Source organism: Microbacterium sp. cf046, from assembly GCF_900114345.1.
Classification (GTDB): Bacteria; Actinomycetota; Actinomycetes; order Actinomycetales; family Microbacteriaceae; genus Microbacterium.
The window spans coordinates 702,927-728,396 of sequence record NZ_FOZJ01000001.1 but is presented as its reverse complement, the minus strand read 5'-3'; the positions used below and the strand labels follow the sequence as shown (position 1 = coordinate 728,396).

The 25,470-nt window shown below is 69.1% G+C and carries 24 protein-coding genes and 1 pseudogene; 11 read left to right on the top strand and 14 right to left on the bottom strand.

Going from position 1 to position 25,470, the window contains the following annotated elements; genetic code table 11:
- Nucleotides 1-54 precede the first annotated feature (54 nt).
- Nucleotides 55-393, top strand: a complete 339-nt coding sequence (locus BM349_RS03325) for a DUF7882 family protein (protein ID WP_091702788.1) — start codon at nucleotides 55-57, stop codon at nucleotides 391-393.
- 2 nt (nucleotides 394-395) lie between these two features.
- On the opposite strand, the gene BM349_RS03320 is transcribed toward BM349_RS03325, so the two are convergent.
- The 4 genes from BM349_RS03320 to BM349_RS03305 form a co-directional block, all read right to left on the bottom strand.
- Nucleotides 396-581, bottom strand: coding sequence for a DUF1918 domain-containing protein (locus BM349_RS03320; protein WP_091704863.1), 186 nt, complete (start codon nucleotides 579-581; stop codon nucleotides 396-398).
- A 223-nt stretch (nucleotides 582-804) separates the two neighbouring features.
- A complete protein-coding gene (locus BM349_RS03315) occupies nucleotides 805-2,388 on the bottom strand; it encodes a transporter (protein WP_139230869.1) in 1,584 nt (527 codons plus the stop codon).
- Nucleotides 2,370-3,122 carry an ABC transporter ATP-binding protein gene (locus tag BM349_RS03310; RefSeq protein WP_091702782.1) on the bottom strand — a complete coding sequence of 251 codons (753 nt, stop codon included), beginning with the start codon at nucleotides 3,120-3,122 and terminating at the stop codon, nucleotides 2,370-2,372. The genes BM349_RS03315 and BM349_RS03310 overlap by 19 nt, the downstream gene beginning before the upstream one ends.
- Before the next feature lie 91 nt (nucleotides 3,123-3,213).
- The gene (locus BM349_RS03305) at nucleotides 3,214-5,772 is read right to left on the bottom strand and encodes an MMPL family transporter (RefSeq protein ID WP_091702779.1); all 2,559 of its coding nucleotides are present in this window, start codon (nucleotides 5,770-5,772) and stop codon (nucleotides 3,214-3,216) included.
- Between the two features lie 74 nt (nucleotides 5,773-5,846).
- On the opposite strand from BM349_RS03305, the gene BM349_RS03300 reads away from it, so the two are divergent.
- Nucleotides 5,847-6,425, top strand: a complete 579-nt coding sequence (locus tag BM349_RS03300) for a TetR/AcrR family transcriptional regulator (protein WP_091702776.1) — start codon at nucleotides 5,847-5,849, stop codon at nucleotides 6,423-6,425.
- 16 nt (nucleotides 6,426-6,441) lie between these two features.
- Here BM349_RS03300 and BM349_RS03295 read toward each other — a convergent pair whose 3' ends face one another.
- Nucleotides 6,442-6,846, bottom strand: a complete 405-nt coding sequence (locus BM349_RS03295; RefSeq protein ID WP_091702771.1) for a hypothetical protein — start codon at nucleotides 6,844-6,846, stop codon at nucleotides 6,442-6,444.
- Between the two features lie 9 nt (nucleotides 6,847-6,855).
- A complete protein-coding gene (locus BM349_RS03290) occupies nucleotides 6,856-10,113 on the bottom strand; it encodes a M36 family metallopeptidase (protein ID WP_091702768.1) in 3,258 nt (1,085 codons plus the stop codon).
- Between the two features lie 207 nt (nucleotides 10,114-10,320).
- Here BM349_RS03290 and BM349_RS03285 point away from each other — a divergent pair, with 207 nt between their 5' ends.
- The 4 genes from BM349_RS03285 to BM349_RS03270 are packed head-to-tail and all read left to right on the top strand — an operon-like array spanning nucleotide 10,321 to nucleotide 13,450.
- Nucleotides 10,321-10,731: a TOBE domain-containing protein gene (locus BM349_RS03285; RefSeq protein WP_091702765.1), complete on the top strand. Its 411-nt coding sequence runs from the start codon at nucleotides 10,321-10,323 to the stop codon at nucleotides 10,729-10,731.
- The gene (modA, locus tag BM349_RS03280) at nucleotides 10,731-11,531 is read left to right on the top strand and encodes a molybdate ABC transporter substrate-binding protein (protein WP_091702762.1); all 801 of its coding nucleotides are present in this window, start codon (nucleotides 10,731-10,733) and stop codon (nucleotides 11,529-11,531) included. The genes BM349_RS03285 and modA overlap by 1 nt, the downstream gene beginning before the upstream one ends.
- Nucleotides 11,532-11,540: 9 nt before the next feature.
- Nucleotides 11,541-12,356, top strand: coding sequence for an ABC transporter permease (locus BM349_RS03275; RefSeq protein ID WP_091702759.1), 816 nt, complete (start codon nucleotides 11,541-11,543; stop codon nucleotides 12,354-12,356).
- Nucleotides 12,353-13,450 carry a sulfate/molybdate ABC transporter ATP-binding protein gene (locus tag BM349_RS03270; protein WP_091702756.1) on the top strand — a complete coding sequence of 366 codons (1,098 nt, stop codon included), beginning with the start codon at nucleotides 12,353-12,355 and terminating at the stop codon, nucleotides 13,448-13,450. The genes BM349_RS03275 and BM349_RS03270 overlap by 4 nt, the downstream gene beginning before the upstream one ends.
- Here BM349_RS03270 and BM349_RS03265 read toward each other — a convergent pair.
- From BM349_RS03265 to BM349_RS03255, 4 genes and pseudogenes are all read right to left on the bottom strand, one after another.
- Complete coding sequence (locus tag BM349_RS03265; RefSeq protein ID WP_091702753.1) at nucleotides 13,431-13,982, bottom strand: YaeQ family protein; 552 nt, start codon at nucleotides 13,980-13,982, stop codon at nucleotides 13,431-13,433. The genes BM349_RS03270 and BM349_RS03265 overlap by 20 nt on opposite strands.
- Nucleotides 13,983-13,993: 11 nt before the next feature.
- Nucleotides 13,994-14,125, bottom strand: a pseudogene (locus tag BM349_RS18705) (phosphotyrosine protein phosphatase); the annotation flags it as partial.
- A gap of 2 nt (nucleotides 14,126-14,127) precedes the next feature.
- Nucleotides 14,128-14,661, bottom strand: coding sequence for a GNAT family N-acetyltransferase (locus tag BM349_RS03260; RefSeq protein ID WP_254773702.1), 534 nt, complete (start codon nucleotides 14,659-14,661; stop codon nucleotides 14,128-14,130).
- The gene (locus BM349_RS03255) at nucleotides 14,649-15,965 is read right to left on the bottom strand and encodes an FAD-dependent oxidoreductase (RefSeq protein ID WP_091702750.1); all 1,317 of its coding nucleotides are present in this window, start codon (nucleotides 15,963-15,965) and stop codon (nucleotides 14,649-14,651) included. Before BM349_RS03255 ends, BM349_RS03260 begins: the two co-directional genes overlap by 13 nt.
- A gap of 88 nt (nucleotides 15,966-16,053) precedes the next feature.
- On the opposite strand from BM349_RS03255, the gene BM349_RS03250 reads away from it, so the two are divergent.
- Complete coding sequence (locus BM349_RS03250; RefSeq protein WP_091702747.1) at nucleotides 16,054-16,404, top strand: ArsR/SmtB family transcription factor; 351 nt, start codon at nucleotides 16,054-16,056, stop codon at nucleotides 16,402-16,404.
- A gap of 15 nt (nucleotides 16,405-16,419) precedes the next feature.
- Here BM349_RS03250 and BM349_RS03245 read toward each other — a convergent pair whose 3' ends face one another.
- From BM349_RS03245 to BM349_RS03230, 4 genes are all read right to left on the bottom strand, one after another.
- The gene (locus BM349_RS03245) at nucleotides 16,420-17,193 is read right to left on the bottom strand and encodes an ion transporter (protein ID WP_091704854.1); all 774 of its coding nucleotides are present in this window, start codon (nucleotides 17,191-17,193) and stop codon (nucleotides 16,420-16,422) included.
- A gap of 91 nt (nucleotides 17,194-17,284) precedes the next feature.
- Complete coding sequence (locus BM349_RS03240) at nucleotides 17,285-19,390, bottom strand: heavy metal translocating P-type ATPase (RefSeq protein WP_254773755.1); 2,106 nt, start codon at nucleotides 19,388-19,390, stop codon at nucleotides 17,285-17,287.
- A gap of 122 nt (nucleotides 19,391-19,512) precedes the next feature.
- The gene (locus BM349_RS03235) at nucleotides 19,513-20,601 is read right to left on the bottom strand and encodes a sensor histidine kinase (protein ID WP_091702740.1); all 1,089 of its coding nucleotides are present in this window, start codon (nucleotides 20,599-20,601) and stop codon (nucleotides 19,513-19,515) included.
- Complete coding sequence (locus tag BM349_RS03230) at nucleotides 20,594-21,277, bottom strand: response regulator transcription factor (RefSeq protein ID WP_091702737.1); 684 nt, start codon at nucleotides 21,275-21,277, stop codon at nucleotides 20,594-20,596. The genes BM349_RS03235 and BM349_RS03230 overlap by 8 nt, the downstream gene beginning before the upstream one ends.
- Before the next feature lie 104 nt (nucleotides 21,278-21,381).
- On the opposite strand from BM349_RS03230, the gene BM349_RS03225 reads away from it, so the two are divergent.
- The 4 genes from BM349_RS03225 to BM349_RS03210 all read left to right on the top strand — a co-directional run bounded on the left by BM349_RS03225 (nucleotide 21,382) and on the right by BM349_RS03210 (nucleotide 25,384).
- Entirely contained in the window at nucleotides 21,382-22,035 is a 654-nt protein-coding gene (locus BM349_RS03225; protein ID WP_091702734.1) for a M15 family metallopeptidase, read from the top strand.
- Nucleotides 22,032-22,658: a VanZ family protein gene (locus tag BM349_RS03220; RefSeq protein ID WP_091702731.1), complete on the top strand. Its 627-nt coding sequence runs from the start codon at nucleotides 22,032-22,034 to the stop codon at nucleotides 22,656-22,658. Before BM349_RS03225 ends, BM349_RS03220 begins: the two co-directional genes overlap by 4 nt.
- A 105-nt stretch (nucleotides 22,659-22,763) precedes the next feature.
- Complete coding sequence (locus tag BM349_RS03215; RefSeq protein WP_091702728.1) at nucleotides 22,764-23,726, top strand: TIGR03885 family FMN-dependent LLM class oxidoreductase; 963 nt, start codon at nucleotides 22,764-22,766, stop codon at nucleotides 23,724-23,726.
- Entirely contained in the window at nucleotides 23,723-25,384 is a 1,662-nt protein-coding gene (locus tag BM349_RS03210) for an alpha-amylase family protein (RefSeq protein ID WP_091702724.1), read from the top strand. Before BM349_RS03215 ends, BM349_RS03210 begins: the two co-directional genes overlap by 4 nt.
- The last annotated feature ends 86 nt before the right edge of the window (nucleotides 25,385-25,470 follow it).

Sequence of the window (25,470 nt, the reverse complement as noted above, 5' to 3'; positions counted from 1 at the left end):
GGTGAATCCAGTCGATTGGGGTCGGCGCACACGTCACGAGAGAGGACATTACCGATGGGCCACCTGTTCTACGGGAACTCACCGGAGCCGATTGAGATACCCGATCGACTCCTCGCACACCTCAAGATCGTCGTCGCAACCAAGCTGCGCCGGAGCGAGAGCTTCACGCTCTCCTGGCGCCATCCGGATGACGCTCCGGGCGGTCGCTCGACGATCTGGATGCAGCCCGCGATTCCGCTTCGGTTCGTCTTCCAGTCGGAGTCCGAGCAGATCGACGCCGACCTGCTGAAGACCCTGGCTGCGGCATCCAACACCTCGAACGGCCTGTTCGTGGACCTCGACATGCTGGAAGAGCGCGCGCTCTCGGACGCGCGGGTCGAACTCGCCGCGTGAGGTCAGGCCGGGTGGATGACCTCGCAGTCACCGCCCGGCGAGAGGATGACCTCGTGACCGTCGTCATAGCGGACGACCAGCAGCGGATTCTCCTCGGTGCCGCGCACTTCGATGACCTCACCCAGCCGCTCGGCGGCGCCGACGGTTCGCCCGTGAATCCGGACGCGATCTCCTGCAGTGGCGTGCATCATGGACCACCTCCAGGCAAAGGATATCTCTGGATGGAGACGGGCACGAGGGGTGCAAGGGGTCGGTGCGGGGGTGCGGAGACCTGTCGTCTTTATGTGCCATGAAGAGTAGGCGATGGTCTTATCCATGTCGTAGCTATGTTCTGTCTGGTCGAGGTCGCGGAGATGATGACGATGCAGGCTGCCCAGCGGCCGGTCGGCATCAACGTGGTGCGTCGTCGGCCTATACGCGGATCACCCGAAGCCGGGCGAGCATGGCGGGCCCCTCGGCATCGAGCAGCCGGCCACCCAGCACGATGCCGCCGAGAGCGACGCCGACGCCGGTGATCAGTCCGGCGGCGAGCGCCATCCACGCGAGCAGCGGCGCTCCGGTCACCAGCGCGGCCGTCATCAGTGCGATCACCGGCAGGGCCAGCACGATCGTGACCGCGGCGACGGCGTACGAGGCGAAGATCGACGCGGTCGCCGCTCCCGCCTGCGCGGAGAACGCGTTGCGACCCGACCGCTCCACGGGCACGACGACCCGCGCCGACGACACGCTCACCACACCGACCGAGATCAGCAGGATGCCGAGGGACAGGCCCAGCAGCGCAGGCAGGTCCGGCATCCGCCCGATGATCGCGGCGACGACGACCTGCACCACGATCGTGGCGGGACCCGCGATGACCACCAGGGCGACGGCGCGGCCGAGCCGGTCGTGCACGCCACGGACGCCCGCGGCGAGCTCCGCGCCGAAGGCGGTGCCGTCGTACGACAGTGTGGCGAAGGCGGACAGGGGAAGCAGGGCTGCGACGACCGGGCCGATCGCGATGGCCATCCACTCGAAGTGGAACAGACTCCACCACAGGAGCATCAGCGCGGGCAGGACCGGCAGCAGGATCAGCTGCCTGGCCTGCCGGGAGTCGCGGAACCAGTAGATCAGCGAGCGGGCCGCGATCGCCCCGGCCGGCGTCGACGGTGCCCACGCGAGAAGACCGAGACGGCCGCCTGCGACCGTCCGCGCCGGCCGCTCGCCGCGCACCCGCAGGGCTGTTGCGAGCACCGCCCGCCACGTGACCACCAGGACGGCGAGAGTGCCGAGGGCGATGGCTGCCGCGCCCGCAGCGCCGCTCACGTCGCCCGCCGCGACGCGGCCGGGCACCGACCAGACCGCGCCGAGCGGCGTCCAGCCGAGCACCCCGACGGCGGAGGTGAGACTCGCGAGAGTCTCGGCACCACCCGCCGCGGTGCGACCGACCACCGCCACCGCGAGCGGCGTGATCACGAGCAGGAGGGCGACGACCACGATCGCCACTCGCACGGCTCCCCTGCCGCGCAAGAGCGTGCCCGCCACCTCCGTCATCAGCTGGGCGGCGATGATGCACGTCGCCGCGCCCAGCAGTCCCGTGATGATCGCGACCGCTGCCGCGGCGGGGAAGAGGCGCCATGCCAGCGCGGTCCCCATCGAGACGGCGAAGGTCGCGATGCCGGGGAACCACAGGATGCCGACCAGGAACACGGCCGTCATGAGGGTCCGCGTCCGCACCGGGAACCTCGCGAGCTTGAGCGGGTCGAGCGTCCGATCGACGCCGTCGAACAGCAGCGGCACGATCAGCCACGCGAGCACGAGCGCACTGCCGCCGACCACGACGATCGCCTGCGTCGCCGGGGCCGGAGTCGTGGACGCGAGCAGCATCACACCCAGTCCGGCTGCGACCAAGAAGACCGAGAAGACCCCGCCCAGGATCACGGCGACCAACTGGAACGTGTTGCGACCCAGCGTGTTCGCCAGCACCCGGAAGCGCAGCCTCAGGAGGACAACAACCACGCGGGCCCTTCCCCCTGACGACGGCCGCCGATCAGATCGAGGAACCGCGTCTCCAGATCGCCCGACCCGCGCACCTCGGCCATCGTCCCGGCGACCAGCACCCGCCCCGCGGCGACGATCGCGACGTGGTCGCACATCCGCTCCACCAGGTCCATCGAATGGCTGGAGACGACGACCGTGCCGCCGGCTTTGGCGAACCCGTCGAGGATGTCGCGGATGTTGGCCGCCGACACCGGATCGACCGACTCGAACGGCTCGTCGAGCACGAGCAGGCGAGGCGAGTGCACGAGCGCGGCGGCGAGCGCGATCTTCTTGGTCATTCCGGCCGAGTAGTCCGCGACGAGCCTGCCGGCTGCTCCTTCGAGATCGAGCAGGCGCAGCAGGTCCGCGACGCGTTCGCGCAGAGTCGCGCGATCCAGCCCGAACAGCTGCCCCGAGAACGTGATGAGCTGCTCGCCGGTGAGCCGGTCGTACAGGTCGACCTCATCCGCGAGGTTGCCGATCAGCCGCTTCGCCTCGAGCGGCTGCCTCCACACGTCGATGCCGTGCACGAGGGCGACGCCGGCATCCGGGCGGAGCAGCCCGGTGGCCATCGACAGGGTCGTGGTCTTGCCTGCACCGTTCGGCCCGACGAGCCCGTAGAACGAGCCGTGCGGCACCGCGAGGGTCAGATCGTCGACGGCGACAGCGCCGCCGAAGCGCTTCGTGAGACCGCGCAGCTCGAGCGCATGCACCCCGTGGCCTCCCCCGTTCCGAAGTCACCGGCCGATCGGGCTCCGCCGTCGGCCGTCAGTCACAGTGTGGCCGACGCAGACGCCGTCGGGGTCATTCCGGAACGAGTCGGAGGGATTCACGCTGCTCCGTCGCGTGCGCAACTCCGCCGACCTGCATCCCGGGATGGTCGCGCTCGAGCGACGCGCCCTCCAGATCGACGTTCGGCATGACACGGTCGAGCCACCGCGGCAGCCACCACGCCGAGCGGCCCAGCAGGTGCATCAGCGCCGGCATGAGCAGCATCCGCACCACGAACGCATCCAGCAGGACGCCGAATGCCAGGCCGAATCCGATCGACCGGATCATCGTCGACTGCGAGAAGATGAACCCGCCGAACACCGAGACCATGATGAGCGCGGCTGCCGTCACCACCGAACGGCCCGCCCGGAACCCCTGCGCGACGGCGAGCTTCGCGGGAGATCCGTGCACGAACGCCTCCCGCATGCCCGACGCGAGGAAGAGCTGGTAGTCCATCGCGAGGCCGAAGAGGATGCCCACCAGGATCACCGGCAGGAAGCTCAGGATCGGTCCCGTGCTGCTCAGGCCGATCAGCGATGCTCCCCATCCGTACTGGAACACCCCGACGATCAGCCCGTAGGTCGCGAACAGCGAGAGCACGAACCCGCCCGTGGCGATGACCGGCACCAGGAGTGAGCGGAACACCAGGATCATGATGAGGAATGACAGGCCGACGACCACCAGCAGGTAGACCGGCAGCGCATCGCTGAGCGCCTGCGAGATGTCGATGTTGCTCGCGGCCTGGCCTGCCACGCCGATCGTCAGATCGCCGTCGACCGGCGCGAGGGCGCGGATATCCTGCACCAGCTGCTCGGTCGACTCCGAGTTCGGCCCCTCCTGCGGGACCACCTGGAAGGCGAGCAGCGTGTTGTCATCCGACGTGGCGATCGGCGCGACCGCGGCGACGTCATCCAGGTCGGCGAGCTGCTGGGCGACCTCGACCTGCGCCGCGAGGAGGTCGTCGTCATCGATCGGGTCGGATGCCGTCGCCGTCACCAGCAGCGGACCGTTGGCGCCCGCACCGAACTCCTCCTCGATGATCTGGAACGCCTGATAGCTGGTCGAGCCGGCCGGCTCGCTGCTCCCGTCCGGCAGGCCGAGCCGCATCGACAGCGACGGAATGGCGATGACCAGCAGCAGCACGACGGTGCCGAGCACAGTCAGGACAGCGCGCAGGTTCGACATCGGCCTGATCTGCTTCGGGGCCTTCGCGGGGACGACGTCGGCCGCAATCGTGGCGCGTTTGCGGCGAGAGAGCAGGTGTGTGCCGAGCAGGCCGAGGATCGCGGGCGCGAGCGTGATCGCGACGAGCACCGCGACGGCGATGCAGACCGCACCCACGGTGCCCATCAGTCCGAGGAACGGGATGCCCGTCACGTTCAGCGCGAGCAGCGCCACGATCACCGTCGATCCGGCGAACACCACCGCGGTCCCCGACGTTCCGGTCGCGAGACCGATCGACTCCTGGACCGGCACACCCCGCAGAATCTGCTTCCGGTGGCGATAGACGATGAACAGGGAGTAGTCGATACCGACCGCAAGCCCGAGCATCACGCCGAGCACAGGGGTGATCGAGGCCATGTCGACGATTCCCGAGAACGACAGTGAGGCGGTGACGCCGACGGCGATTCCCACCAGCGCGGTGACGATGGGCAGAGCCGCGGCGAGGAGCGATCCCAGCGTCACGATCAGCACGATGCCGGCGAAGATCAGCCCGATGGCCTCGCCGATGCCGAAGAGCTCCGGGACGCCCTGGGCGAGCTCGGATCCGAAGAAGACCTCGACGCCGTAAATCGGCTGCGACTCGAAGTGCTCGATCGTCTCCGCTTTGGCGCCCTCGGGCAGCTCCAGCCGGGTCGCGGCGAACGTGACGTTGACGATCGCGGTCGACCCGTCGTCCGAGACAACGCCGATGCCGTCGGAGAGCTCGACGAGGGTAGACCCGAGCTCGACCTGCTCCGCCTGATCCTCGAGCTCGCCATGCGACGCGTCCAGAGTCGCCTGCTGCCCGGCGATCGCCGCCGCCTGAGCGTCCAGCTGCGCCTGCTGCCGGCCGAGCGCCGCGAGCTGCTCCGGCGGAGCACCGGCACCTTCAGCCTGTGCCGTCGCCACTGTCAGCTGGGCCTGCGCGGCGTCGAGCTGCGCCTTGCCGGCGTCGAGCTGCGCCTGCCCTGCGTCGAGCTGGGCCCGCCCGTCGTCGATCTGCGCCTGCGCGTCGGCGAGCTGCTGGGCGCCGTCGTCCTGCTTCTGCTGCGCGTCGAACGGATCGAGCACCGATGCGATGGCGTCGAGATCCTCCGCGCCCGCGGCGACCGCCGAGATGGCCTGCTTCTGCTCGTCCGTGAAGGGCGTGCCGTCGGTGGTCCGGTAGACGATCGATGCGTTCATCCCGGCACTGTCGGGAAGCTCTTTCGTGAGCTCGCCCACGACCGCACCGGATGCCGTGCCGGGGATGTCGAAGCTGTTGCTGAGCGTGCCTCCGAAGGCGAGGAACGCTCCGATCGAGACTCCCAGGATGATCACCCAGGCGACGATCACCCGCCATGCCCGGCGTGCAGCGAACGAACCCAGGCGATACAGCAGTGCGGCCACGAACGTGTCTCCTTGAAGTCGAGTTTGATCATACGCACCGTCTCGTCTGGCTCTCTGGGAGTTAGCCTGGAGCCATGAATGAGCACCGCGCCGGTCCGGTTCGCAGTGCCGCCGCGCGCGAGGCGATCCTCACCGCGACCGCGCAGATGTTTCGGCGGGTAGGGTACGACCAGCTCACGATCGAAGGCATCGCCAAGGAGGCCGGGGTCGGCAAGCAGACGATCTACCGGTGGTGGAGCTCTCGGGGCGCGCTCATCGCGGAGTGCCTGACCGAAGGGCGCCTGTTCGGCGTGGACCTCGCCGCGCCCCGGACGGGCGACCTCGTCGCGGATGTCGAGGCGTGGACATCGCGAGTGCTGTCGATCCTCGAGTCGCACAACGGCGAGTCACTGCTGCGCTCGCTGGTCGCGGCGGCTGCAGAGGATTCCGACGTCGGCAACCATCTCAGCACGAGCCTCGGAGTCGATCGTCAGCTGACTGAGCGACTGCAGCTCGGGGTCGAGGAGGGTCAGCTGCCGGAGGACGCCCCCGTCGACCAGCTCGGTCAGGCGATCATGGGTGCCATCGTCCTGCAGGTCCTCGCCCGGCGGAGCGACTACGCCGAACCGGTCCAGCGCCTGGTCCACTTCCTGCTCACCGACCGCACCGGCTGATCGAGCTGCAGGGTGGTCAGGAGGCGACCCGCAGCACGATCGCCCACGTCGTGTCGCCGGCGACGCCGCTCACCGTCGCCTCGCCCGGCTCGACCGCACGCACCTCCCACTCGCGCGTGCCGCTCTCGGCGACGTTGACGATCTGGATGAGCAGCACCGACTCCCCCTCGACGTCCGGCTCCGGTGCATCCGGGTCGTCGATTCTGAGCGTCGTCGTCTGCCCGACCGTCATCCCATACGTCTGTCCGTCATCGTCCGGCGTGACGAACCGCGGCACCGGCGCGCCCGGTTCCTCAGACGTGGAAGCGGAGGCGGATGGGGTCGGCTCGGGTGACACGCTCTCTCCGTTCGGCGGCGACCCCGCGCTCGCGCACCCCGTCAGCACGGCGAGGAGGGCGAGCGCGGGCAGCCACCGTTTCACGATCGATCCTCACGGCCCGCTCTGGGTCGCGATCCGCTCGATGATGTCCTTCTGCGCCTTGATCTGCGCCGACGTCGAGGCGGGGTTGACCCGCACGGTCTCGGCGGCGAACATGACCGCGCCGAACGTGCTGTCCAGCGTCCCGTTCTTGTCGGTGTCGACCGGTGTGCTCAGGCTGACCGAGCCGTTCGCGAAGTTCAGCCAGGCGCCGAGGGCGTGCTGGTCGAAGATCACGTCGGCCGGGGCCTTCGCGGGGTTGTTCAGCACCAGCGTCGCCGCCGCCCGGGTCGAGGCATCCTTCTTCTCGCTGAACACCAGGCTGAAGTACCCCACGATGTCGAGGTAGCACTGCAGCTCGGCCGCGGTGAAGTCGTTCGCCTTCTTGACCCGGTACTGGTTGAGCCACCAGCCGTGTCCCTTCGACTCGCTTGCGTTGCCCGTGATGACCACGGCGGCGGTGTCGGTCACCGAGACACCGCCGTCGTCATCGGCGGCGGTCACGCCGAGCTCGTAGAGGCACGCGTCGCCGTAGACGTGGCTCGCCTCGAGCGTGACGTTGCGCGGCTGCACCGAGGGCGACTTGGCCGGGTCGGTCGCCGGCGGGTTCACCAGGGAGGTCTTCGAGTTCGACGTCGTGTCGCCCCAGGCCCACGTGAGGGTGAGGTCGTCGCTGCCTGGATCGGTCGAGGATGCGGGCACCGTGAGCTGCTGACCCGCCTCGAGGATGAACGCGCTCACCCCGTCATAGGCCTGCTCGCCGGACGTGTCGATCGTCGCGGTCGGATCGACGTTGGCGACCGCAGCGACTTCTGTGTCGCAGTTGTTCACGGTGTCATCGTCGGCGGCGCACACCTTGACGCTGAAGTCGCCGTTGTCGCCGTACTGGTGCTGCACCGAGAAGGTCAGTGTCGCATCGGGTCGGACGTTCTCCTCCACGCCCGTCAGCGCCACGGCCGCCGCGCCGTCGTCGAACGAGATCGTCGCCGACAGGTCGTCGAGCCAGCCCGGGTCGGTCACGGTGCCGCTGACGTTCACCGTGCCGAACTCGTCGATCGGCGTGATCGCGTCGATCGCGACCGTCGGAGCGACGTTGGTCACCGTCACCGTGCTGGTGTCGGTCGAGGTGTTGCCGAACGCGTCGGTGATCTGCACACCGATCGGGTAGACACCGTCCTGTCCGACCGAGGTGAACGAGGGCGTGGGCCCGGTCGCGTCGTCGTACTGACCGTCGTTGTCGAGATCCCATGCGTAGCCGGTGATCGCTCCCGCGCTCGCGTCGCTGCCGCTGGTCGATCCGGCCGCGGTGAGGGCGGCATCCGTCCCCTCCGGCGTCACGTACGGACCGCCGGCGTCGGCGGTCGGCGCGCACTCGGGCGGGATGGCCGCACTGGCCGTCGGCACCGTGTCGAGCCCCGTCGTCGAATCGACGCCGAGCCCGCGCCCTGCGAACGCCGACCAGATGAGGCACAGGTTGGCGCCTCCATCAGCGGTCAGCAGGCCGTTCCGAGCGTCGATGAAGGTCGGGTTGGCCGGTGTGGCCTTCATGGCGTCCAGCACGAGCGTCGCCATCGGCTCGACGCCGCCCGGGAACTGCGCGCGGATGTCGTAGACCGCCGACGCCCAGATCTCGCCGTTGCCGTGTCCGCTGCCGGAGTTGGTGTCGTACGACTGGAAGGTCCGGGTCGACGTGTCGTATGCGACGGAGCGGATGCCGGTGCCGGCGTTTCCGGTGACGTATTCGCCGATGACGGCATCACCCCACTTCAGGTACGAGATCACATCGCTCCAGCCCTCGCCGAGCGCGCCGCGCTGGTCGCCGCCGTTGTAGCCGAGCGTTCCGCCGCCGACGAGCCTGCTCGAGACGCCGTGCCCGTACTCGTGCGCGATGACGTCGCCGTCCATGTCGCCGTCCCGATACGGGCTGCCCGGAGCCCACATGTACATCTGCATGCGCGGGCTCGCGCCGTCACCAGGCGTGCCGAAGTTCGCGTTGTTGAGGCACCGGATCGGAACGTCGTCACCGGGAGCGGGGGTGCCCTGGTCGTTGATGCAGCCCAGATCCCAGCCGTCCTGCGCCTCGGCGAGCACCGCGTCTCCGCCGCTTCCGCCGTTGCCGAAGTTGTCGACCTGGAAGTTGCCGCTCGCCTCGTCGAAGCCGTGCCCGTACAGCCAGTCGTGCATGACGTTCGTGTAGTAGAAGAGCTGCGTGATGATCGCGTCGCGATCGGCGTCGAGCGCAGCGACCGAGTTCACATCGGCGGTGGTGCGCCAGGCGTCCGTGAACGGATAGCTGAACTCCTGGTATCCCGGATCGCCGTTGGCCGGCGTCTGGGGCTGGTACTCGTTGTTCGCGTTGTCGTTGTTGCGATCGAGGTACGCATTGACGTTGTTGCCGCTCGTCGTTCGGTCATCGACCCAACTGCCGCCGATGCCGCTGAACGAGGTGGTCTGCTGGACCGCGCCGGTCGCCTCCGGGTGCTGCTCGCGGAACACATCTCCCTCGGGGGCGACGTGGGCGTAGCGGCTGCGCTGGTCGATCACCTCGCCGGTCTTCGCATCCACCACGGTCTCGAACCAGGCGAGGTCGGACGACTCGATGTCGGTGAGCCAGGCACGGCGCAGCGCGGTGCCGTTCGCGTCGGGATACCAGACCTGCTCCGCCGTCACCGGCGCCGGCTCGGTCACGCCCTCGGCGTAGACATTGGGATACTCCTGAGGTTCCTCGGACTTCGTGTCCGCTTCATCGAGCGGCCTGCTCGCCTCGGCGTCCTGCGCGTCGGCGGCGACGTCGAGGGCGGCCTGCGCCGTGAGGTTGACGGTGGCTGCGGCGGCATCTCCCGGTGCGAGGAATCCGGCGACGGAGACCAGCCGGCCGTCGGCGGCGACCACTCCGGTCATGATCGCGTCGCGCACCCGGAGGCCATCAACGCGCTGCCCGACATGGACGGCGGTCGCACCGGTCGAGAGGGTGAGCTCCTTGTGCACGTACAGTTCCGCGACCGCGCCCGCGGTGAGGCCGAAGTCGCCGGCGTGCTCGCGGATGTACCCGAGCACGATGTCGGCCGGCGCAGCGCCGCTCGCCTCGGTGAACGCAACCCCCGTCGGATCGGCCACGACCCGGCCGCTGCTCGGGTCGACCGACACCGAGGGCGGCCCTGCGTCCGCGTCGGGTGCCGCGATCGCCGGCGAGCCCGGTCCGGAGACGAGCAGCGCCCCGGTGAGGAGTGCGGCGACGGTGAGCGGAAACAGCTTCTTCGGCGTGGACATGACAGACCCCTGGACCCTCAGCTCCCCCAAGAGCGCGGACCACCGGCCGCAATGTGCGTCACGTTAGTCCTGGTCCGTTGCGTGCCACAAGAGGCGTCCGGCACGTTCTGTCGCCGCGCAGAACCGAGTGCTCGACGGGCGCGGCGAACCGCCTACGCGACTCTCAGGCGGCCTTGCAACCGCGAAAGCGGATCTAGACTGAGTTTCATGTCGCAGATACGTGTCAAGGATGCTGCGATCTATCTCGGCGTGAGCGACGACACGGTCCGCCGGTGGATCGACAACGAGGTGCTCTCGAGCAGCCATGACGACTCCGGGCGCACTGTCGTGGACGGGCTCGAGCTCGCCCATCTCGCACGCAGGAACGCTGTGCTGCCCGCGGACCCGTCCGAGATCGGGCGCTCGGCGCGCAATCGGTTCGTCGGGCTGGTGACCGAGATCGTCTCCGACACGGTCATGTCGCAGGTCGAGATGCAATGCGGACCGCACCGGGTCGTGTCGCTGATGAGCACCGAGGCCGTGAAGGAGCTCGGGCTGGAGCCCGGATCCGTCGCGATCGCCGTGGTGAAGGCGACAACCGTCATCGTCGAAACACCCGTCGGAAAGGTCGGCCCCTGATGAAGAGCCACACCACCCGGCTCGCTGGAGTCCTGCTCGCGGCCATGATCGCCGTCGGTATGACGGCGTGTGCGAGCGCCGATCCGGCGGCATCCCCCACACCGACCCCGACCGCCGACAGCCTGTCGGGTTCGATCACCGTGTTCGCCGCCGCATCGCTCAAGGGCACGTTCACCGAGCTCGCGGAACAGTTCGAAGCAGCGCACCCGGGGACGACAGTGGAGCTGAACTTCGCCGGCTCGGCCGACCTGGTCACACAGATCACCGAAGGCGCCCCCGCCGACGTCTTCGCGTCCGCTGACGAGAAGAACATGGCCAAGCTGACGGATGCCGGACTCGTCGACGGCGAGCCGGTGGACTTCGCGACGAATGTGCTCGAGATCGCCGTCCTGCCGACCAATCCGGCGCAGATCGAGACGTTCGCGGATCTCGCCGGTCCCGGAGTGAAGCTCGTGATCTGCGCGCCGGAAGTGCCCTGCGGTGCGGCGACCGTGAAGGTCGAAGAGGCGAGCGGCGTGACCCTCATGCCCGTGAGCGAGGAGTCGTCGGTGACCGATGTGCTCGGCAAGGTCACCTCGGGCGAAGCGGATGCCGGACTCGTCTACGTCACCGATGTCATCGCCGCCGGTGATGCGGTCGAAGGGATCGAGTTCGACGAGTCGGCGGATGCGGTCAACACGTACCCGATCGCGACACTGACGGATGCCGACGCCTCGGACGTCGCACAGGCGTTCGTCGAGTTCATCAGGGGCGAAGCGGGTCAGGCCGTGCTGGCGGCGGCCGGTTTCGGAAAGCCCTAGCTGCGCGCCGTGTCTCCCGCGGCTCCGTTCGCAGGCGTCCCACGCTGGGTCGTGGGTGTCGCCGCCGTCGGCGCCCTGTTCGTTCTGCTGCCACTCGTGGCGATGCTGACCCGGGTCAACTGGGCCGAATTCCTCCCGCTGATCACGTCGGAGTCCTCGCTCGCGGCGCTCTGGCTGAGCCTTCGTACATCGATCGCCGCGACCCTGCTGTGCATCGTGTTCGGCATCCCGATGGCGCTCGTCCTGGCGCGGTCGCGCTTCCCCGGTCAGCGGCTGCTGCGCTCGCTCGTGCTGCTGCCGCTCGTACTCCCGCCCGTGGTCGGCGGAATCGCGCTGCTGTACACGTTCGGACGCCGCGGACTTCTGGGCTCCACACTGCAGTTCCTCGGCATCGACATCGCGTTCTCCACGACGGCGGTGGTCATGGCGCAGATGTTCGTCGCCCTGCCGTTCCTGGTGCTGAGCCTCGAGGGCGCGCTTCGCACGGTCGGCACGCGGTTCGAGGCGATCGGGGCGACCCTCGGCGCCCGCCCGACCACGGTGCTCCGACGCGTGACCCTTCCGCTGGTCATGCCCGCGCTGATCTCCGGCGCGGTGCTCTCGTTCGCGCGAGCGCTCGGCGAGTTCGGGGCGACACTGACCTTCGCCGGGAGCCTCCAGGGCACCACCCGCACCCTGCCACTCGAGATCTACCTGCAGCGCGAGGTCGACCCTGACGCGGCGGTCGCCCTCTCCCTGGTGCTGATCGTGGTCGCTGTGATCGTCGTCGGCCTCGCACATCAGGCCGGCAGCGCATCGCCGCTGAGGAAGAGCGCGCGCTCATGACCCTCACGTTCTCGGCAACGGTGGCCGAGCGCGGCTTCGAGGTGGACCTGCAGGTCGACGCGGGTGAGACGATCGCAGTGCTCGGGCCGAACGGAGCCGGCAAATCGACGCTGCTGAACATCCTCGCGGGACTCGTGCACCCTGACACGGGAGCGGCGGAGCTCGACGGCAGGATGCTGTTCGATCTCACCGACGGCGCGAAGGTCTGGACGCCGCCGTATACGCGCGGCGTCTCGACCCTCACCCAGGATGCCGACCTCTTCCCCCATCTCAGCGTGCTCGAGAACGTCGCATTCAGCGCACGGAGCAAGGGGATCCGCAAGGCAGAAGCTCACGAGATCGCCCGGCACTGGCTCGGCGAGGTCGATGCCGTGGACTTCGCCACGCGCAGACCCGCGCAGCTGTCCGGTGGGCAGGCCCAGCGCATCGCGATCGCCCGCGCGCTCGCATCCGACCCGAAGCTCCTCCTCCTGGACGAACCGCTCGCGGCCCTCGACATCGCCGTCGCACCGGCGATCCGGCGCACCCTGCTCCGCGTCCTCAGGGACCGCACCGCGATCATCGTGACCCACGACATCCTCGACGCGCTGACCCTCGCCGACCGGGTCGTGGTGCTCGGATTCGGGCACATCATCGAGCAGGGCCCCACCCGTCAGACGCTCGAGCGTCCGCGGACCGCGTTCACCGCGGGGCTCGCGGCCCTCAACCTCCTCACCGGCGTGCGCACACGAGGTGGGATGACGACCGACGCGGGACTGGAAATCGTCAGCACGGTCGCCTCGGATGCGCCAGTCGGATCCCGGGTGGCCGCCACGGTCAGGCCCACCGATGTCAGCGTCTCATTCGCCGCGCTCGTCGGTTCGCGCTCGAACAGCGTCACGGCGGGGATCCTCGATCTCGAGCCCCGAGGCGACATCATCCGCGTCCGCTCGGAGGTCATCTCAGCCGACCTCACCCCGACGGCCGTCGCCGACGCTCAGATCAGCACGGGCACGAACGCGACATTCTCCTTCGCGCCGGACGCGGTGACGATCTACCCGGCAGGCGACGCGCGCCCGTCTCCAGGCGCAGCGCCTACGGCAGCGCCGGCGTGAGCGCGTGGTCGTGGACAGAGGTGCTGAGGGTCACGCCGTTGAGCTCCAGGTAGAGCTCGCGCTCGGTGACCGACACCGTCATCACGTTCCGACGCTCCAAGGCGTGTGCGGCGGCGTCGATGAAACCGGCGTCGAAGCTGTGCAGCGTGATGGCGTCGGATCTGTGGATCCGCTTGCCCGACCAGAGTGCGAGCACCTTCGCCGGATCCCGGTGCGTGTACACGACGGTGCGGTCGGCGAGCTTGCTGCCGAAATGCAGTCGATCGGCATCCGGCGCTCCCACCTCGATCCAGACGGTGAGACGGCCGGTCGCGTCGCGCACGAGGACAGCCGGCTCGTCGGTCGAGGAGATCCCCTCGCTGAACGCGATGCCGTCCTCGAACTCGAGACAGTACGCGAGCACCCTCGTCGTCATGAACGCGTCGGTCTCGGATGGATGCCGCGCGACGCGCAGCGTGAAGTCGTCGTACACACCGCGGTCGACGTCCGCCAGCTGCACCGCGAAGGTGTGGATCACTGCGCCGGCCGCCATAGCGACCGAGCCTACGCCCGCCCGGGCAGCAGCTCGTCGACGAGCCCCTCCACGCGGCGCCGGATCTCGTCGCGGATCGGGCGCACGACCTCGATCCCCTGGCCGGCAGGGTCATCGAGCACCCAGTCCTCGTATCGCTTGCCGGTCATGGCGTCTCCTCGTCCCGACCGTTGACGGCGCTGCGTCGTTCGATCAGCACGGTATCGCGCCACCGGCCGGCGTGGGCTCCTCGTGCGGAACGGGCGATCCGCTCGCGTGTGCCGATCACCCGGAACCCCGCGGACTCGTGCACGCGCAGGCTCGCGGCGTTCTCCGGGAAGATGCTCGATTGGATCGTCCAATAGCCCGCGCGGTCGGCAGCGGTCACGAACGCATCCAGGAGCGCGCGCCCCACGCCGCGGCCGCGGGCATCGCGGTGGACGTAGACCGAGTGCTCGATCACGCCGTCGTACGCGACGCGTGTCGAGACTGGTGCCGCAGCCGCCCAGCCGAGCACCGTGGCGTGGGATTCGATCGCGACGAGTCGCGGCTCTGGAAGCCGTGAGGCATCGAAGGCATCCCAGCCCGGCGTCTCCGATTCGAAGGTGGCCTCGCCCTCCTCGATCCCCTGGCGGTAGATCTCCTCCACCGCCGGCCAGTCGGCGGGCGTCATGGCGCGGATGCCGGTCACGAGCAGCATCCGCCCGCCTCGTTCGCATCCGTCGAGCACACGCCCGTCGCGGGGAGCACGAGCTCCACCGTCGCGGCGGATGCCGTGTCGCCGGCGAGCCATGCGGTCACGGACCGCACCTGCTCGTAGCCCGTCGCGAGCAGGAACGTGGGCGCTCGACCGTAGGACTTCATGCCGACGACGAAGAAGTCCCGCTCCGGGTGGGTGAGTTCGCGGAAGCCGTGCGGTTCGACCGTGCCGCACGAGTGCACGTTCGGGTCGATGAGCGGTGCGAGCCGCTTCGGAGCCTCCACGATCTCGTCGAGCTCGAGACGGATCTCGCGCAGCATCGCCAGGTCGGGGCGGAAGCCCGTCGCGTTGACCACGACATCGGTGGCGTGTGCGACCACCTCCCCACGGCGATGGCCGATGAGTTCGACGCCGTCGCCGGCGCGCCGGCCGCGGATGATCTCGACACCGTCCAGGAGTGCGACCTCCCCGTCGGCGACCGCGCGATCCACGCGGTTGCCCAGGCGCGCGCGATCGGCGAGTTCGTCGTCCGCCGATGAGGAGACCCGCACCGCCTTCGCGTTGCGGATCAGCCAGGTCACCGTCGTTCCGGGCTCCTGTCGCGCGAGCTCGGCGAGCGCGAGCAGGGTGTTCGCTGCGGAATGACCCGCGCCCACCACGGTGACACGACGCCCCGCGAACACGGTGCGATCGCGTCCGAGCACATCCGGCAGCGCACCGGTGACCCGGTCGGCGATCTCGGCCATGCCGAGGAGGTCGAGCCCGCCGGATGACAGCGGATTCGGAGACCGATACGTGCCGGAAGCGTCGATCACGGCACGCGCGGCGACGTCTTCGATCGCCCCGTCGACGGTGCGGACGCGGAGTGCGAACGGAGTGGCGAATCGTGCTCTGGTGCGCGTGCGGTCCATGCCCTCGCGGGTGACGCCGATCACCTCGACGCCCGTGCGCAGACGGGAGGCGATCGGCTCGAGTGCGGCCAGGGGAGCGACATACTGCGCGACGAGTTCGTCGCCGCTCGGTGCCCGCTTCGGGTCGGGCATCGTCCAGCCGCTCGCCTCGAGCAGTCGGCGCGACGCCGCATCGACGAGGTGCTCCCACGGAGAGAACAGTCGAGTGTGGCCCCATTCGCGCACGCTCGAACCGGCGTGGTCCCCGGCCTCGAACACCACGAAGTCGATCCCGCGCTCGACCAGGTGGGCGGCGGCGGCGAGCCCGACCGGGCCGGCTCCGATGATCGCGATCGGCAGCGTCGTCACGCGGTCGTCCGTCACGACGTGCGGGGTCAGGTCGAGCAGGGTCACAGCGGCCTCCAGGTGGTATATCGATGAACGTCGATATCAATCATGCGCAGGTCTATCGATGACTGTCAATATCGACTACTGTCGATATATGCCCACGATGCTCGAGATCACGGACGTCACCGCCGACGCCTGCTGCACGCCGCTCCAGCGCGAGCCGCTGTCGGCCGAAGAAGCGGAGCAGCTCGCCACGACGATGAAGGCGCTGGCCGATCCGGCCCGTCTGCGGCTGCTGTCCATCGTCGCCGCCTCCCGTGGATCGGAAGCATGCGTCTGCGACCTCATCGAGCCCGTGGGCCTGAGCCAGCCGACGGTGTCGCATCATCTGAAGGTGCTGACCGCGGCGGGCTTCCTCACCAGGAGCAAGCGCGGCACCTGGGCGTACTACGCGCTCGTGCCCGGTGCCCTCGACCGCGTCTCGCAGGTGCTCGTCGCTTCGTGAGTTCGCCCCTCGTCCTCAGTTCAGCAGCTGCTTGATCTGCGCGAGCTTCGCTTCGGACGCGGTCAGCAGGGCGCGAAGGTCGTCAGCGGATGCCTTCGCGAGTTCGACGGCCTCGACATCGGAAGGCAGGTCCACGTCCTCGCTGCGCGGAGTGAGGAAGATCGTCGCGAGGTAGCCGGTGAACGTGCCGAAGATGCCCACCCCGACGACGATGATCAGCACTCCGCACAGACGTCCCGCATCGGTGACCGGATACTGGTCGCCGTATCCGACGGTCGAGATCGTCACGATCGTGTACCAGAGCGCGTCCGAGGCGGACGTGATGTTGGCGCCCTCGGCGTACTGCTCGATGGCGAGCATCGTCAGGCTCCCGAACTGGAGCACGAAGATCCCCATGAGCAGCAGCACGTACAGCGCACTGCCTGCGCGGTCCTTGATCAGCGTGCGGCCGATCGTGCGGATGCCGACCTCGCGCAGCAGCCGGTAGACCCGAATCAGCCGGAACACGCGCAGGATCTTGAACTGCGGGAACGGCAGGCTCGCCAGGAGGTCCGCCCATCCGAAGTGGCGGAAGAAGTACGTGCTCGCCTTCGGCGCGGTGAAGATGCGGTACAGGAAGTCGGCGAGGAAGATGCCGCTGAACAGCGCGTTCATCACCCCCAGCACGGTGTCGAGCGACTTCTCGCTGACCACGATCACCAGCACCAGGTTCACGATCGACAGGATCGACAGGATGCCGATGAAGATCTCGTATCCGGTGCTCTTGAGCTCAGTGCGAGGCTTGGACACGGTTCGCTCCTTGGTTCGGCATCCGCAATCCGGTGCGGCATCTGAGCGTACGCGCTCGATCTCGGCCGACGGGTCACCCGGCATGGGTGAATCAGGCCCGCGGACCGGTGCCCGCCGATGACGGGGTTCGGGCGCTCCGGGGCCTGCGGAGGATGGCGCGCACACCTGCCTCGGGCCGCAGGTCGAGGCGCCGGAGCAGCTGCGCGTTGAGCGCGACGACGATGGTGGACACGGACATCAGGATCGCGCCCACCGACATCGGCATCACGAATCCGATGGGTGCGAGCACTCCGGCGGCGAGCGGCACCGCGATGAGGTTGTATCCGGCGGCCCACCACAGGTTCTGCGCCATCTTGCGATAGCTCGCCCGCGAGAGTTCGATCACCGACAGCACCGAGCGCGGGTCATCGCTCGCGAGGATGACGCCGGCCGAGGCGATCGCCACGTCGGTGCCTGCGCCGATCGCGATGCCGACATCGGCCTGCGCCAGAGCGGGAGCGTCATTGACGCCGTCGCCGACCATCGCGACCCTGCGCCCCTCGCCCTGCAGCTCGGCGACCTTCGCGGACTTGTCCTCCGGGCGCACACCGGCCAGGACGCGGTCCACGCCCACATCCCGCCCGACCGACCGGGCGACGCCTTCGGCGTCACCCGTGATCATCACGACCTGGATGCCGAGCCGGTGCAGGGCCTCGACCGCAGCCCGCGACTCGGGACGGATCTCGTCGGCGAGCTTGAGGCCGCCGATGAGCCGTCCGTCTCGGACGACGTGCAGGATGATCGCACCGTCCCCCCGCCAGTCCGCCGCCGCAGGAATCTCGGCGACACGGACGTCCTCGAGCAGTCGAGGACCGCCCACGCGGATCTGCTGTCCATCGACGGTCGCGACCACACCGACCGCGGGCGAGGACGAGAACCCGGTCGCCCGCGGAATGCGGAGTCCGCGATCGGACGCGGCGCTGACGATCGCCCGCGCGAGGGGATGCTCGCTATCGGCTTCCGCGGCGGCCGCCAGCGCGAGGACGGTGGCGGAGTCGATGCCCTCCGCGGGTGAGATGTCGGTGACGGTGGGCTCGCCCTCGGTGAGCGTCCCGGTCTTGTCGAACAGCACGGTGTCGATCGTGCGCATGCGCTCGAGCGCCAGCCGATCTTTGATCAGCACTCCGCCGCGCGCCGCGCGCTCGGTCGCGATCGCCACCACCAGGGGAATGGCGAGTCCGAGCGCATGCGGGCAGGCGATGACCAGGACGGTGATGGTGCGGACGACCGCCGCATCGGGGTCGCCGAGGACGGTCCAGACGATCGCCGTGATCGCGGCGGCGCCGAGTGCGAACCAGAACAGCCACCCGGCGGCGCGGTCGGCAAGGCGCTGCGCCCGGGAGGTGGAGCTCTGCGCCTCGGCGACGAGTCGCCGGATGCCGGCGAGCGTGGTGTCCTCGCCCGTCGCCGTCACCTCGACGCGGAGTCCGGAGTCGGTGGCGACGGTTCCCGCGGTGACGGGGTCGCCGATCGTGCGGGCGACTGCGCGGGACTCGCCCGTGACCATCGACTCGTCCACGTCCGCGCGGCCGTCGACGATGCGCCCATCGGCCGGGATGCTGCCACCGGGGCGCACCACGACGACGTCCCCGACCCGCAGTTCGGAGGGTGAGACCGTCACGACCTGCTCGCCGTCGACGCGCTCGGCCTCGTCGGGCAGAAGGGCGGCGAGGGAGTCCAGCGCGGATGTCGTCTGCGCAAGAGAGCGCATCTCGATCCAGTGGCCCAGGAGCATGATCACGATGAGGAGCGCGAGCTCCCACCAGAACTCGAGCTCGTGGTCGAGCAGTCCGAGACTCGCACCCCACGAGGCGACGAAGGCGACGGTGATCGCAAGACTGATCAGCAGCATCATGCCGGGCTTGCGCGCACGGAGTTCGCCCACCGCCCCTGTCAGGAACGGCCAGCCGCCCCAGAAGTACATGACGGTGCCCAGGATCGGGGAGATCAGCTGCGCACCGGGGAACTCCGGCACCGAGTAGCCGAGCAGCATCGCGAACATGCTCGAGAACGCGAGCACGGGAATAGCCAGGAGCAGATTGATCCAGAACAGACGGCGGAACCGCGCCACGTGGTCCGTGCCGTGACCCGCGTGTCCGCCGTGATGGGCGTGTCCGCCGTGATCAGCGTGCGCACCGTGATCGGCGTGAACGTGCATCGCGTGGTGGGGCGCGTCGGTCTCGCTCATGGCGGATCTCCCTCGTGACGAATATACCCCTAGGGGGTACTCGTCGCACAACGCGGGACCGCTGAGCGGTATTCCACACGGACCCGGCTCGGCTAGTCCGGCATTCGCACGAGGGGGAGCTGCACGGACACGCGGAGCCCGCCCTCGGGGCGTGCGGTGATCGTGAGGGTTCCGTCGTGCGCACGCGTGATGCTGTCGGCGATCGCCAGGCCGAGGCCGACACCGGCGTGGTCCGAGTGGACGCGCTCGGTGCCGCGCTGGAACGGCTCGGCGAGTGTCCTGACGAGCTGGGGCGGGAGCCTGTCGCCGGTGTTCTCGACGGTCAACACCGCGACGCCCGTGCCTGTGGAGGAGACGATGTCCACGGTGCCGTGCGCGGCGGTGTTGTGGATGATCGCGTTGTGCACGAGGTTCGCGGTGAGCTGGAGCAGCAGTGCGTGCGATCCGAGCACCGGGACCGGGTCGCCTCGGACCCCGATCGTGACACCGCGCGCCTCTGCCAGCGGAAGCAGTGTCTCGGTCGCCTCTTCGGCAACCAGCGACAGGTCGACAGGTTCGCGTGCGAACGTCCGCTGATCGGCGCGGCTGAGCAGCAGCAGGGCTTCGGTGAGTTCGATCGCGCGGGTGTTCACGGAGCCGAGCCGCGCGATGAGCAGGTCGGTGTCCCGATCGGGATCGGCGCGGGCGACCTCGAGCAGTGCCTGCGAGATCGCGAGCGGCGTGCGCAGCTCGTGGGACGCGTTCGCGGCGAACCGCCTCTGCTCCGCCACTTGCGCCTCGAGCCGGGCGAGCATCGTGTCGAAGGCGTCGGCAAGCTCGCGGAACTCGTCATTGCGACCAGGCAGCGCGATCCGGTGCGACAGCGAGCCGGCGCCGGCGCGCCGCGCGGCGTCCGCGATGCGAGCAAGTGGCGCCAGCATCCGTCCCGCCAGGAACCACCCGCCCAGCAGGCCGAACAGCAGCAGGAAGAACAGCGCCCAGGCCGCCGGGGGAACGAAGGCGCGCACCAGGTCGCCACGATTCGGCGAGAAGGGACCGGGTCCCGGGTTGGAACCCGCGGGAACGTATCGCAGGAGGAACACCCAGACGACGGAGAGCAGCAGCGCACCCGCGACCATGAGGAACGCCGCGTAGCTGAGCGTGAGCTTGAGCCGGACGTCGATCCCGGGCTCCCTAGGCATGATCGCCTCCCTCGCCTGACGCGTCGATGCGGTAGCCGACGCCCGGTACCGTGGCGATGACCCACGGCTCGCCGAGGCGTTTCCGCAGCGCCGACACCGTGATGCGGACGGCATTCGTGAAGGGGTCGGCGTTCTCATCCCACGCCCGCTCCAGCAGCTGCTCGGCGCTGACGACGCCGCCCTCGGCCCCGACGAGCACCTCGAGCACCGCGAACTGCTTGCGCGTCAGCGCCACGTACCGCCCGTCCCGGTAGACCTCGCGACGGAACGGGTCGAGTCGCAGTCCGGCGATCTCGCGCACCGGCGGTCGGCTGTGTGCGCGCCGCCGATCGAGGGCCCGCAATCGCAGAACGAGCTCCTGGAGCTCGAAGGGCTTCGTCAGGTAGTCGTCGGCTCCCAGCTCGAACCCTGATGCCTTGTCGTCGAGGCGGTCGGCCGCGGTCAGCATCAGGATCGGCATGCCGCTCCCGGAACCCACGATCCCTGCGGCGATCTCGTCGCCGGACGGCCCGGGGATATCGCGATCGAGGATCGCGATGTCGTACGCGTTGATGCTGAGCAGCTCCTGTGCGGTGTCTCCGTCACCGGCGATGTCGGCCGCGATCGCCTCCAGCCGCAGCGCATCGCGAATGGACTCGGCCATGAGGGGCTCGTCCTCGACGATCAGCACACGCATGCGCTCCATGCTACGAAGCGCGTATATCAGGGGTGTATGCAAAAGCGCATACGGCACGGCAACCGCGTGCTTCCTTGACTGGGAGCATGCATCACACGAGCGCAATGCGAAGAACGACCCTGCTGATCCTCGCGTGCGTCGCGGCCGTCGTCGCCGCCGCGAGCGCGATCGTCGGCAGCCTGATCGGTCAGACCGCGTCATCGGCCGCATCCGCCCCGTCACCGCCCTCGGTGGCTCCCGCCTCGCGCGCCCCTTCGCTCGGTGAGCTGCCGCGCGAGGGCGCGCTCGGACAGCCGCCCGGCGCGCTCACCGAAGCCGACGGCATCCTTCCCGACGGCGCGACCGTGTTCGACGACTACCCCGCCGTCGGCAACCTGGATCCCGCGCTGCTGCACGCCCTGCGCGACGCTGCGACGGATGCTGCGGACGCCGGCATCGAGTTCGAGCTGAGCAGCGGCTGGCGTTCGCCGGCGTATCAGGACCAGCTGCTCCGCGATGCGGTCCTGCAGTACGGATCGGAAGCGGAAGCCGCGCGATGGGTCGCCACCGCGGCGACGTCCGCCCACGTGTCCGGGGACGCTGTCGACATCGGCTCGCTGGACGCCATCGAATGGCTGGGCGGAAACGGCGCTCAGTACGGGCTGTGCCCGACCTACGACAATGAGCCGTGGCACTACGAGCTGCGCCTCGAAGCGCCGACCCTCGGCTGCCCGCCGACGTATACGGACCCGACGCAGGATCCTCGGATGCGGCGATGAGCGGCCCGGCCATCGGATCGCGGCGTTCCGCCGAAGTCGCCACCGCGGGACCTCTGGCGGGAGGGCGGGTGTCCGCTCCGGCGAACGTGCTCACGGGCGTGCTGTTCGCGGTGTATCTCGTGCTGCTGACGTGGCTCGTGGTGTGGAAGCTGCACGTCCCCTACATCGGCGACGCCTCGGTGCGCGAGATCAAACTCATCCCGTTCGTGCGCACCGCGGGGGCCGGATCGAACGCACCGTTCGAAGTCATCGCGAACGTCGCGGTCTTCATTCCCTTCGGCGTATATCTCGGACTCGTCGTGCCGTCATGGCGCTGGTGGAAGGCGATTTTCCTGATCGCGGGGACGAGTCTTGCGATGGAGCTCGCCCAGTACGTGCTCGCGGTCGGCAAGACGGATGTCACGGACGTGATCGCCAACACAGCGGGCGGCCTCGCGGGACTCGGCCTGATCTCTGTGGCTCGCGCGGCACTGCGCTCTCGAACCGCACTGGTCATGTCGCTGGTGCTCGGCGTCGGGACCGCGCTCGTGGTGCTCGCATGCGCGGTGTTCGCGACCGCTCCCCCACTCCAATCGCCGCCGGGCAGCCCTCAGGGCGTCCGCATCCAGCTCCGCGCCCCATAGCGGCGCGAGGTCGGGACCCGCACCGGGTCGATGCGGACACATAGGGCGATCCGGCGGCGGAGGCAAGGCCTTGCCGCGGAACTGGCGGTTCAGAAGACTCGCAGGATGGTTCTCATCGGCTACCACGCATCCCACGAACAGGTCCCGCCGAGTCGGCTGCTCGCAGCGGTGGTGCGGGCGGAGGAGGCGGGCTTCGACGCGGCGATGTGCTCGGATCACCTCGCGCCCTGGGGTGTGCGGCAGGGCGAATCGGGGTACGCATGGAGCTGGCTGGGTGCGGCACTCGCCTCGACGTCCTTCTCGTTGGGTGTGGTGAGCGCACCGGGCCAGCGATATCACCCGGTGATCACCGCCCAGGCGATCGCGACGCTCGAGGAGATGTTTCCCCGCCGGTTCTGGGCGGCGCTCGGCAGCGGCGAAGCGGTGAACGAGCACGTGACCGGCGACCGCTGGCCATCGAAGGATCGCCGCAATGCGCGGCTCGAGGAATCGGTCGAGGTCATCCGGCGGCTCCTCGCCGGCGACGAGGTGACCCACCGCGGGGAGATCTCGGTGCACCGCGCCAGGGTGTGGAGTCGTCCCGCGTCACCGCCACCTCTGCTCGGGGCGGCCGTCACCGCCGAGACCGCGGCATGGGTCGCCCGCTGGGCAGACGGCCTCGCCACGGTGGCCCAGCCGCCCGAGGTCCTGGAGAAGGTCGTCACGGCGTACCGGGATGCGGGCGGCAGCGGTCCTCGTGTGCTGCAGGTGCACGTCTCGCTCGAAGACACCGATGCGGCTGCGCTGAGTGTGCTGCGGGAGCAGTGGAGGCACGCGGCGATCAGCGGTTCGCTGTGGGACATCGAGCAGCCCGAGGACTTCGATGCGCTCGCTGGGAATCCCACGGATGCGCAGCTGCGAGCGGGCGCGCTCGCATCCGATGACGCGTCCGAACTCGCGGATCGCATCGCGGCACTGGCCGCGTTCGGCTTCGACCGCGTCTACCTCCACGGTGTGACCACCGACCAGGCGGCGTTCCTGGACCGCGCCGAACGCGACCTGCTTCCCGCACTGAGGAGGGCACTGTGAGGATCACCGACACCAGCGATCTGTGGTGGAAGACAGCGGTCATCTACTGCCTCGATGTCGAGACCTACATGGATGACGACGATGACGGAGTCGGCGACTTCGCCGGCCTCGCCCGGCGCATCGACTACCTCGCCGATCTCGGAGTCACCTGCCTGTGGCTGATGCCCTTCTATCCGACGCCCGATCGCGACGACGGGTACGACATCAGCGACTTCTACGGCATCGATCGCCGCCTCGGCAATCACGGCGATTTCGTGGAGATGATCCGGACCGCGCATGACCGCGGGATGCGGGTCATCGTGGATCTCGTCGTCAACCACACCTCCGACAAGCATCCGTGGTTCGTCTCCGCCCGGCGCAGCCGGACCTCGCCCTACCGGGACTTCTACGTGTGGCGCGATGAGCCGCCGAAGAAGCAGGAGCCGACGGTGTTTCCGGGCGAGGAAGCCGGCGTGTGGGAGTACGACGAGCGCACCGAGCAGTACTTCCAGCACGTGTTCTACCGGCACCAGCCCGATCTGAACATCGCCAACCCGCGCGTCCGCGACGAGATCGCCAAGACGATCGGCTTCTGGCTCGCGCTCGGGGTGTCCGGCTTCCGCATCGACGCCGTGCCGTTCCTGATCGAACCGCCCGAGGGCGTGGACATCGGAGATCCGCACGAGTTCCTCCGCGACCTGAAGCGCTTCCTGCAACGCCGGGTGGGCGATGCTGCTCTCCTGGGCGAGGTCAACCTCCCCTACCGGGAGCAGCTGCAGTTCTTCGGCGGCGAGCGCGGCGGCGAACTCGACCTGCAGTTCGACTTCCTCTCGATGCAGGCCATGTACCTCTCGCTCGCGCGCAGCGATCCGGCGCCGCTCATCGCGTCGCTGACCTCGCGCCCTGCGGTGCCGCCGGAGGCGGCATGGGCGAACTTCGTGAGGAACCACGATGAGCTGACGCTCGACAAGCTGACCGATGCGGAGCGCGAGGAGGTCTTCGACACGTTCGCGCCGAACGATTCCCAGCGCGTCTACGGCCGCGGCATCACCCGACGGGTGCCTCCGATGCTCGCGGGCGATCCGCGCCGCATCCGCATGGTCTACAGCCTCCTCTTCTCGATGCCCGGCACTCCGGTGCTGTTCTACGGCGAGGAGATCGGGATGGGCGAGAACATCGAGATCGAGGGCCGTCAATCGGTTCGCACGCCGATGCAGTGGACCGACGGGAAGAACGGCGGGTTCTCGCACGCCGCGCGCGGGCGGCTCGTCGCGCCGCCGCCCGAAGACGGCTACGCGCCGCAGCACGTGAACGTGCAGCAGCAGCGCAACGACGCGGACTCGATGCTGCAGTTCGTCCGCCACCTGATCAGCCGGTATCGCGTGTCCCCCGAGATCGGGTGGGGGCAGCTGCGGATTCTCGAACACGACGGCAGGGGGGTGCTCGCCCACGAGGTCGCCTCGGACGTGGGACGCATGATCGCGCTGCACAATTTCACCGAGTCCCCGCAGCGCGTCCAGGTGGACATCGGGGCGGTCGAGGATGGCACGACCCTCGTGGACCTGCACGGCCCCGATCGGATCGCACTGGACCCGCGCGGAAAGGTCGACCTGGAGCTCGCGCCCTACGGATACCGATGGCTTCGGGTCTCGCCGCGGGGCGATACCCGCATCGGCTGAGCGACTCCCTCGCTCCGGCCTACGCCGAATCGGAAATGTCAATCCCCAGCTGATCTGCAGTGTGGGAGATCAGAATCTCCTCGAAC

What these genes read in the sequence shown, in the direction of transcription:
- BM349_RS03325 (WP_091702788.1), top strand. Translation starts at nt 55, where the DNA reads ATGGGCCACCTGTTCTACGGGAACTCACCGGAGCCGATTGAGATACCC.
- BM349_RS03320 (WP_091704863.1), bottom strand. Translation starts at nt 581, where the DNA reads ATGCACGCCACTGCAGGAGATCGCGTCCGGATTCACGGGCGAACCGTC.
- BM349_RS03300 (WP_091702776.1), top strand. Translation starts at nt 5,847, where the DNA reads ATGAATGAGCACCGCGCCGGTCCGGTTCGCAGTGCCGCCGCGCGCGAG.
- BM349_RS03290 (WP_091702768.1), bottom strand. Translation starts at nt 10,113, where the DNA reads ATGTCCACGCCGAAGAAGCTGTTTCCGCTCACCGTCGCCGCACTCCTC.
- BM349_RS03285 (WP_091702765.1), top strand. Translation starts at nt 10,321, where the DNA reads ATGTCGCAGATACGTGTCAAGGATGCTGCGATCTATCTCGGCGTGAGC.
- modA (WP_091702762.1), top strand. Translation starts at nt 10,731, where the DNA reads ATGAAGAGCCACACCACCCGGCTCGCTGGAGTCCTGCTCGCGGCCATG.
- BM349_RS03270 (WP_091702756.1), top strand. Translation starts at nt 12,353, where the DNA reads ATGACCCTCACGTTCTCGGCAACGGTGGCCGAGCGCGGCTTCGAGGTG.
- BM349_RS03265 (WP_091702753.1), bottom strand. Translation starts at nt 13,982, where the DNA reads ATGGCGGCCGGCGCAGTGATCCACACCTTCGCGGTGCAGCTGGCGGAC.
- BM349_RS03260 (WP_254773702.1), bottom strand. Translation starts at nt 14,661, where the DNA reads ATGCTGCTCGTGACCGGCATCCGCGCCATGACGCCCGCCGACTGGCCG.
- BM349_RS03250 (WP_091702747.1), top strand. Translation starts at nt 16,054, where the DNA reads ATGCCCACGATGCTCGAGATCACGGACGTCACCGCCGACGCCTGCTGC.
- BM349_RS03240 (WP_254773755.1), bottom strand. Translation starts at nt 19,390, where the DNA reads ATGCACGTTCACGCCGATCACGGTGCGCACGCTGATCACGGCGGACAC.
- BM349_RS03235 (WP_091702740.1), bottom strand. Translation starts at nt 20,601, where the DNA reads ATGCCTAGGGAGCCCGGGATCGACGTCCGGCTCAAGCTCACGCTCAGC.
- BM349_RS03230 (WP_091702737.1), bottom strand. Translation starts at nt 21,277, where the DNA reads ATGCGTGTGCTGATCGTCGAGGACGAGCCCCTCATGGCCGAGTCCATT.
- BM349_RS03225 (WP_091702734.1), top strand. Translation starts at nt 21,382, where the DNA reads ATGCGAAGAACGACCCTGCTGATCCTCGCGTGCGTCGCGGCCGTCGTC.
- BM349_RS03220 (WP_091702731.1), top strand. Translation starts at nt 22,032, where the DNA reads ATGAGCGGCCCGGCCATCGGATCGCGGCGTTCCGCCGAAGTCGCCACC.
- BM349_RS03215 (WP_091702728.1), top strand. Translation starts at nt 22,764, where the DNA reads ATGGTTCTCATCGGCTACCACGCATCCCACGAACAGGTCCCGCCGAGT.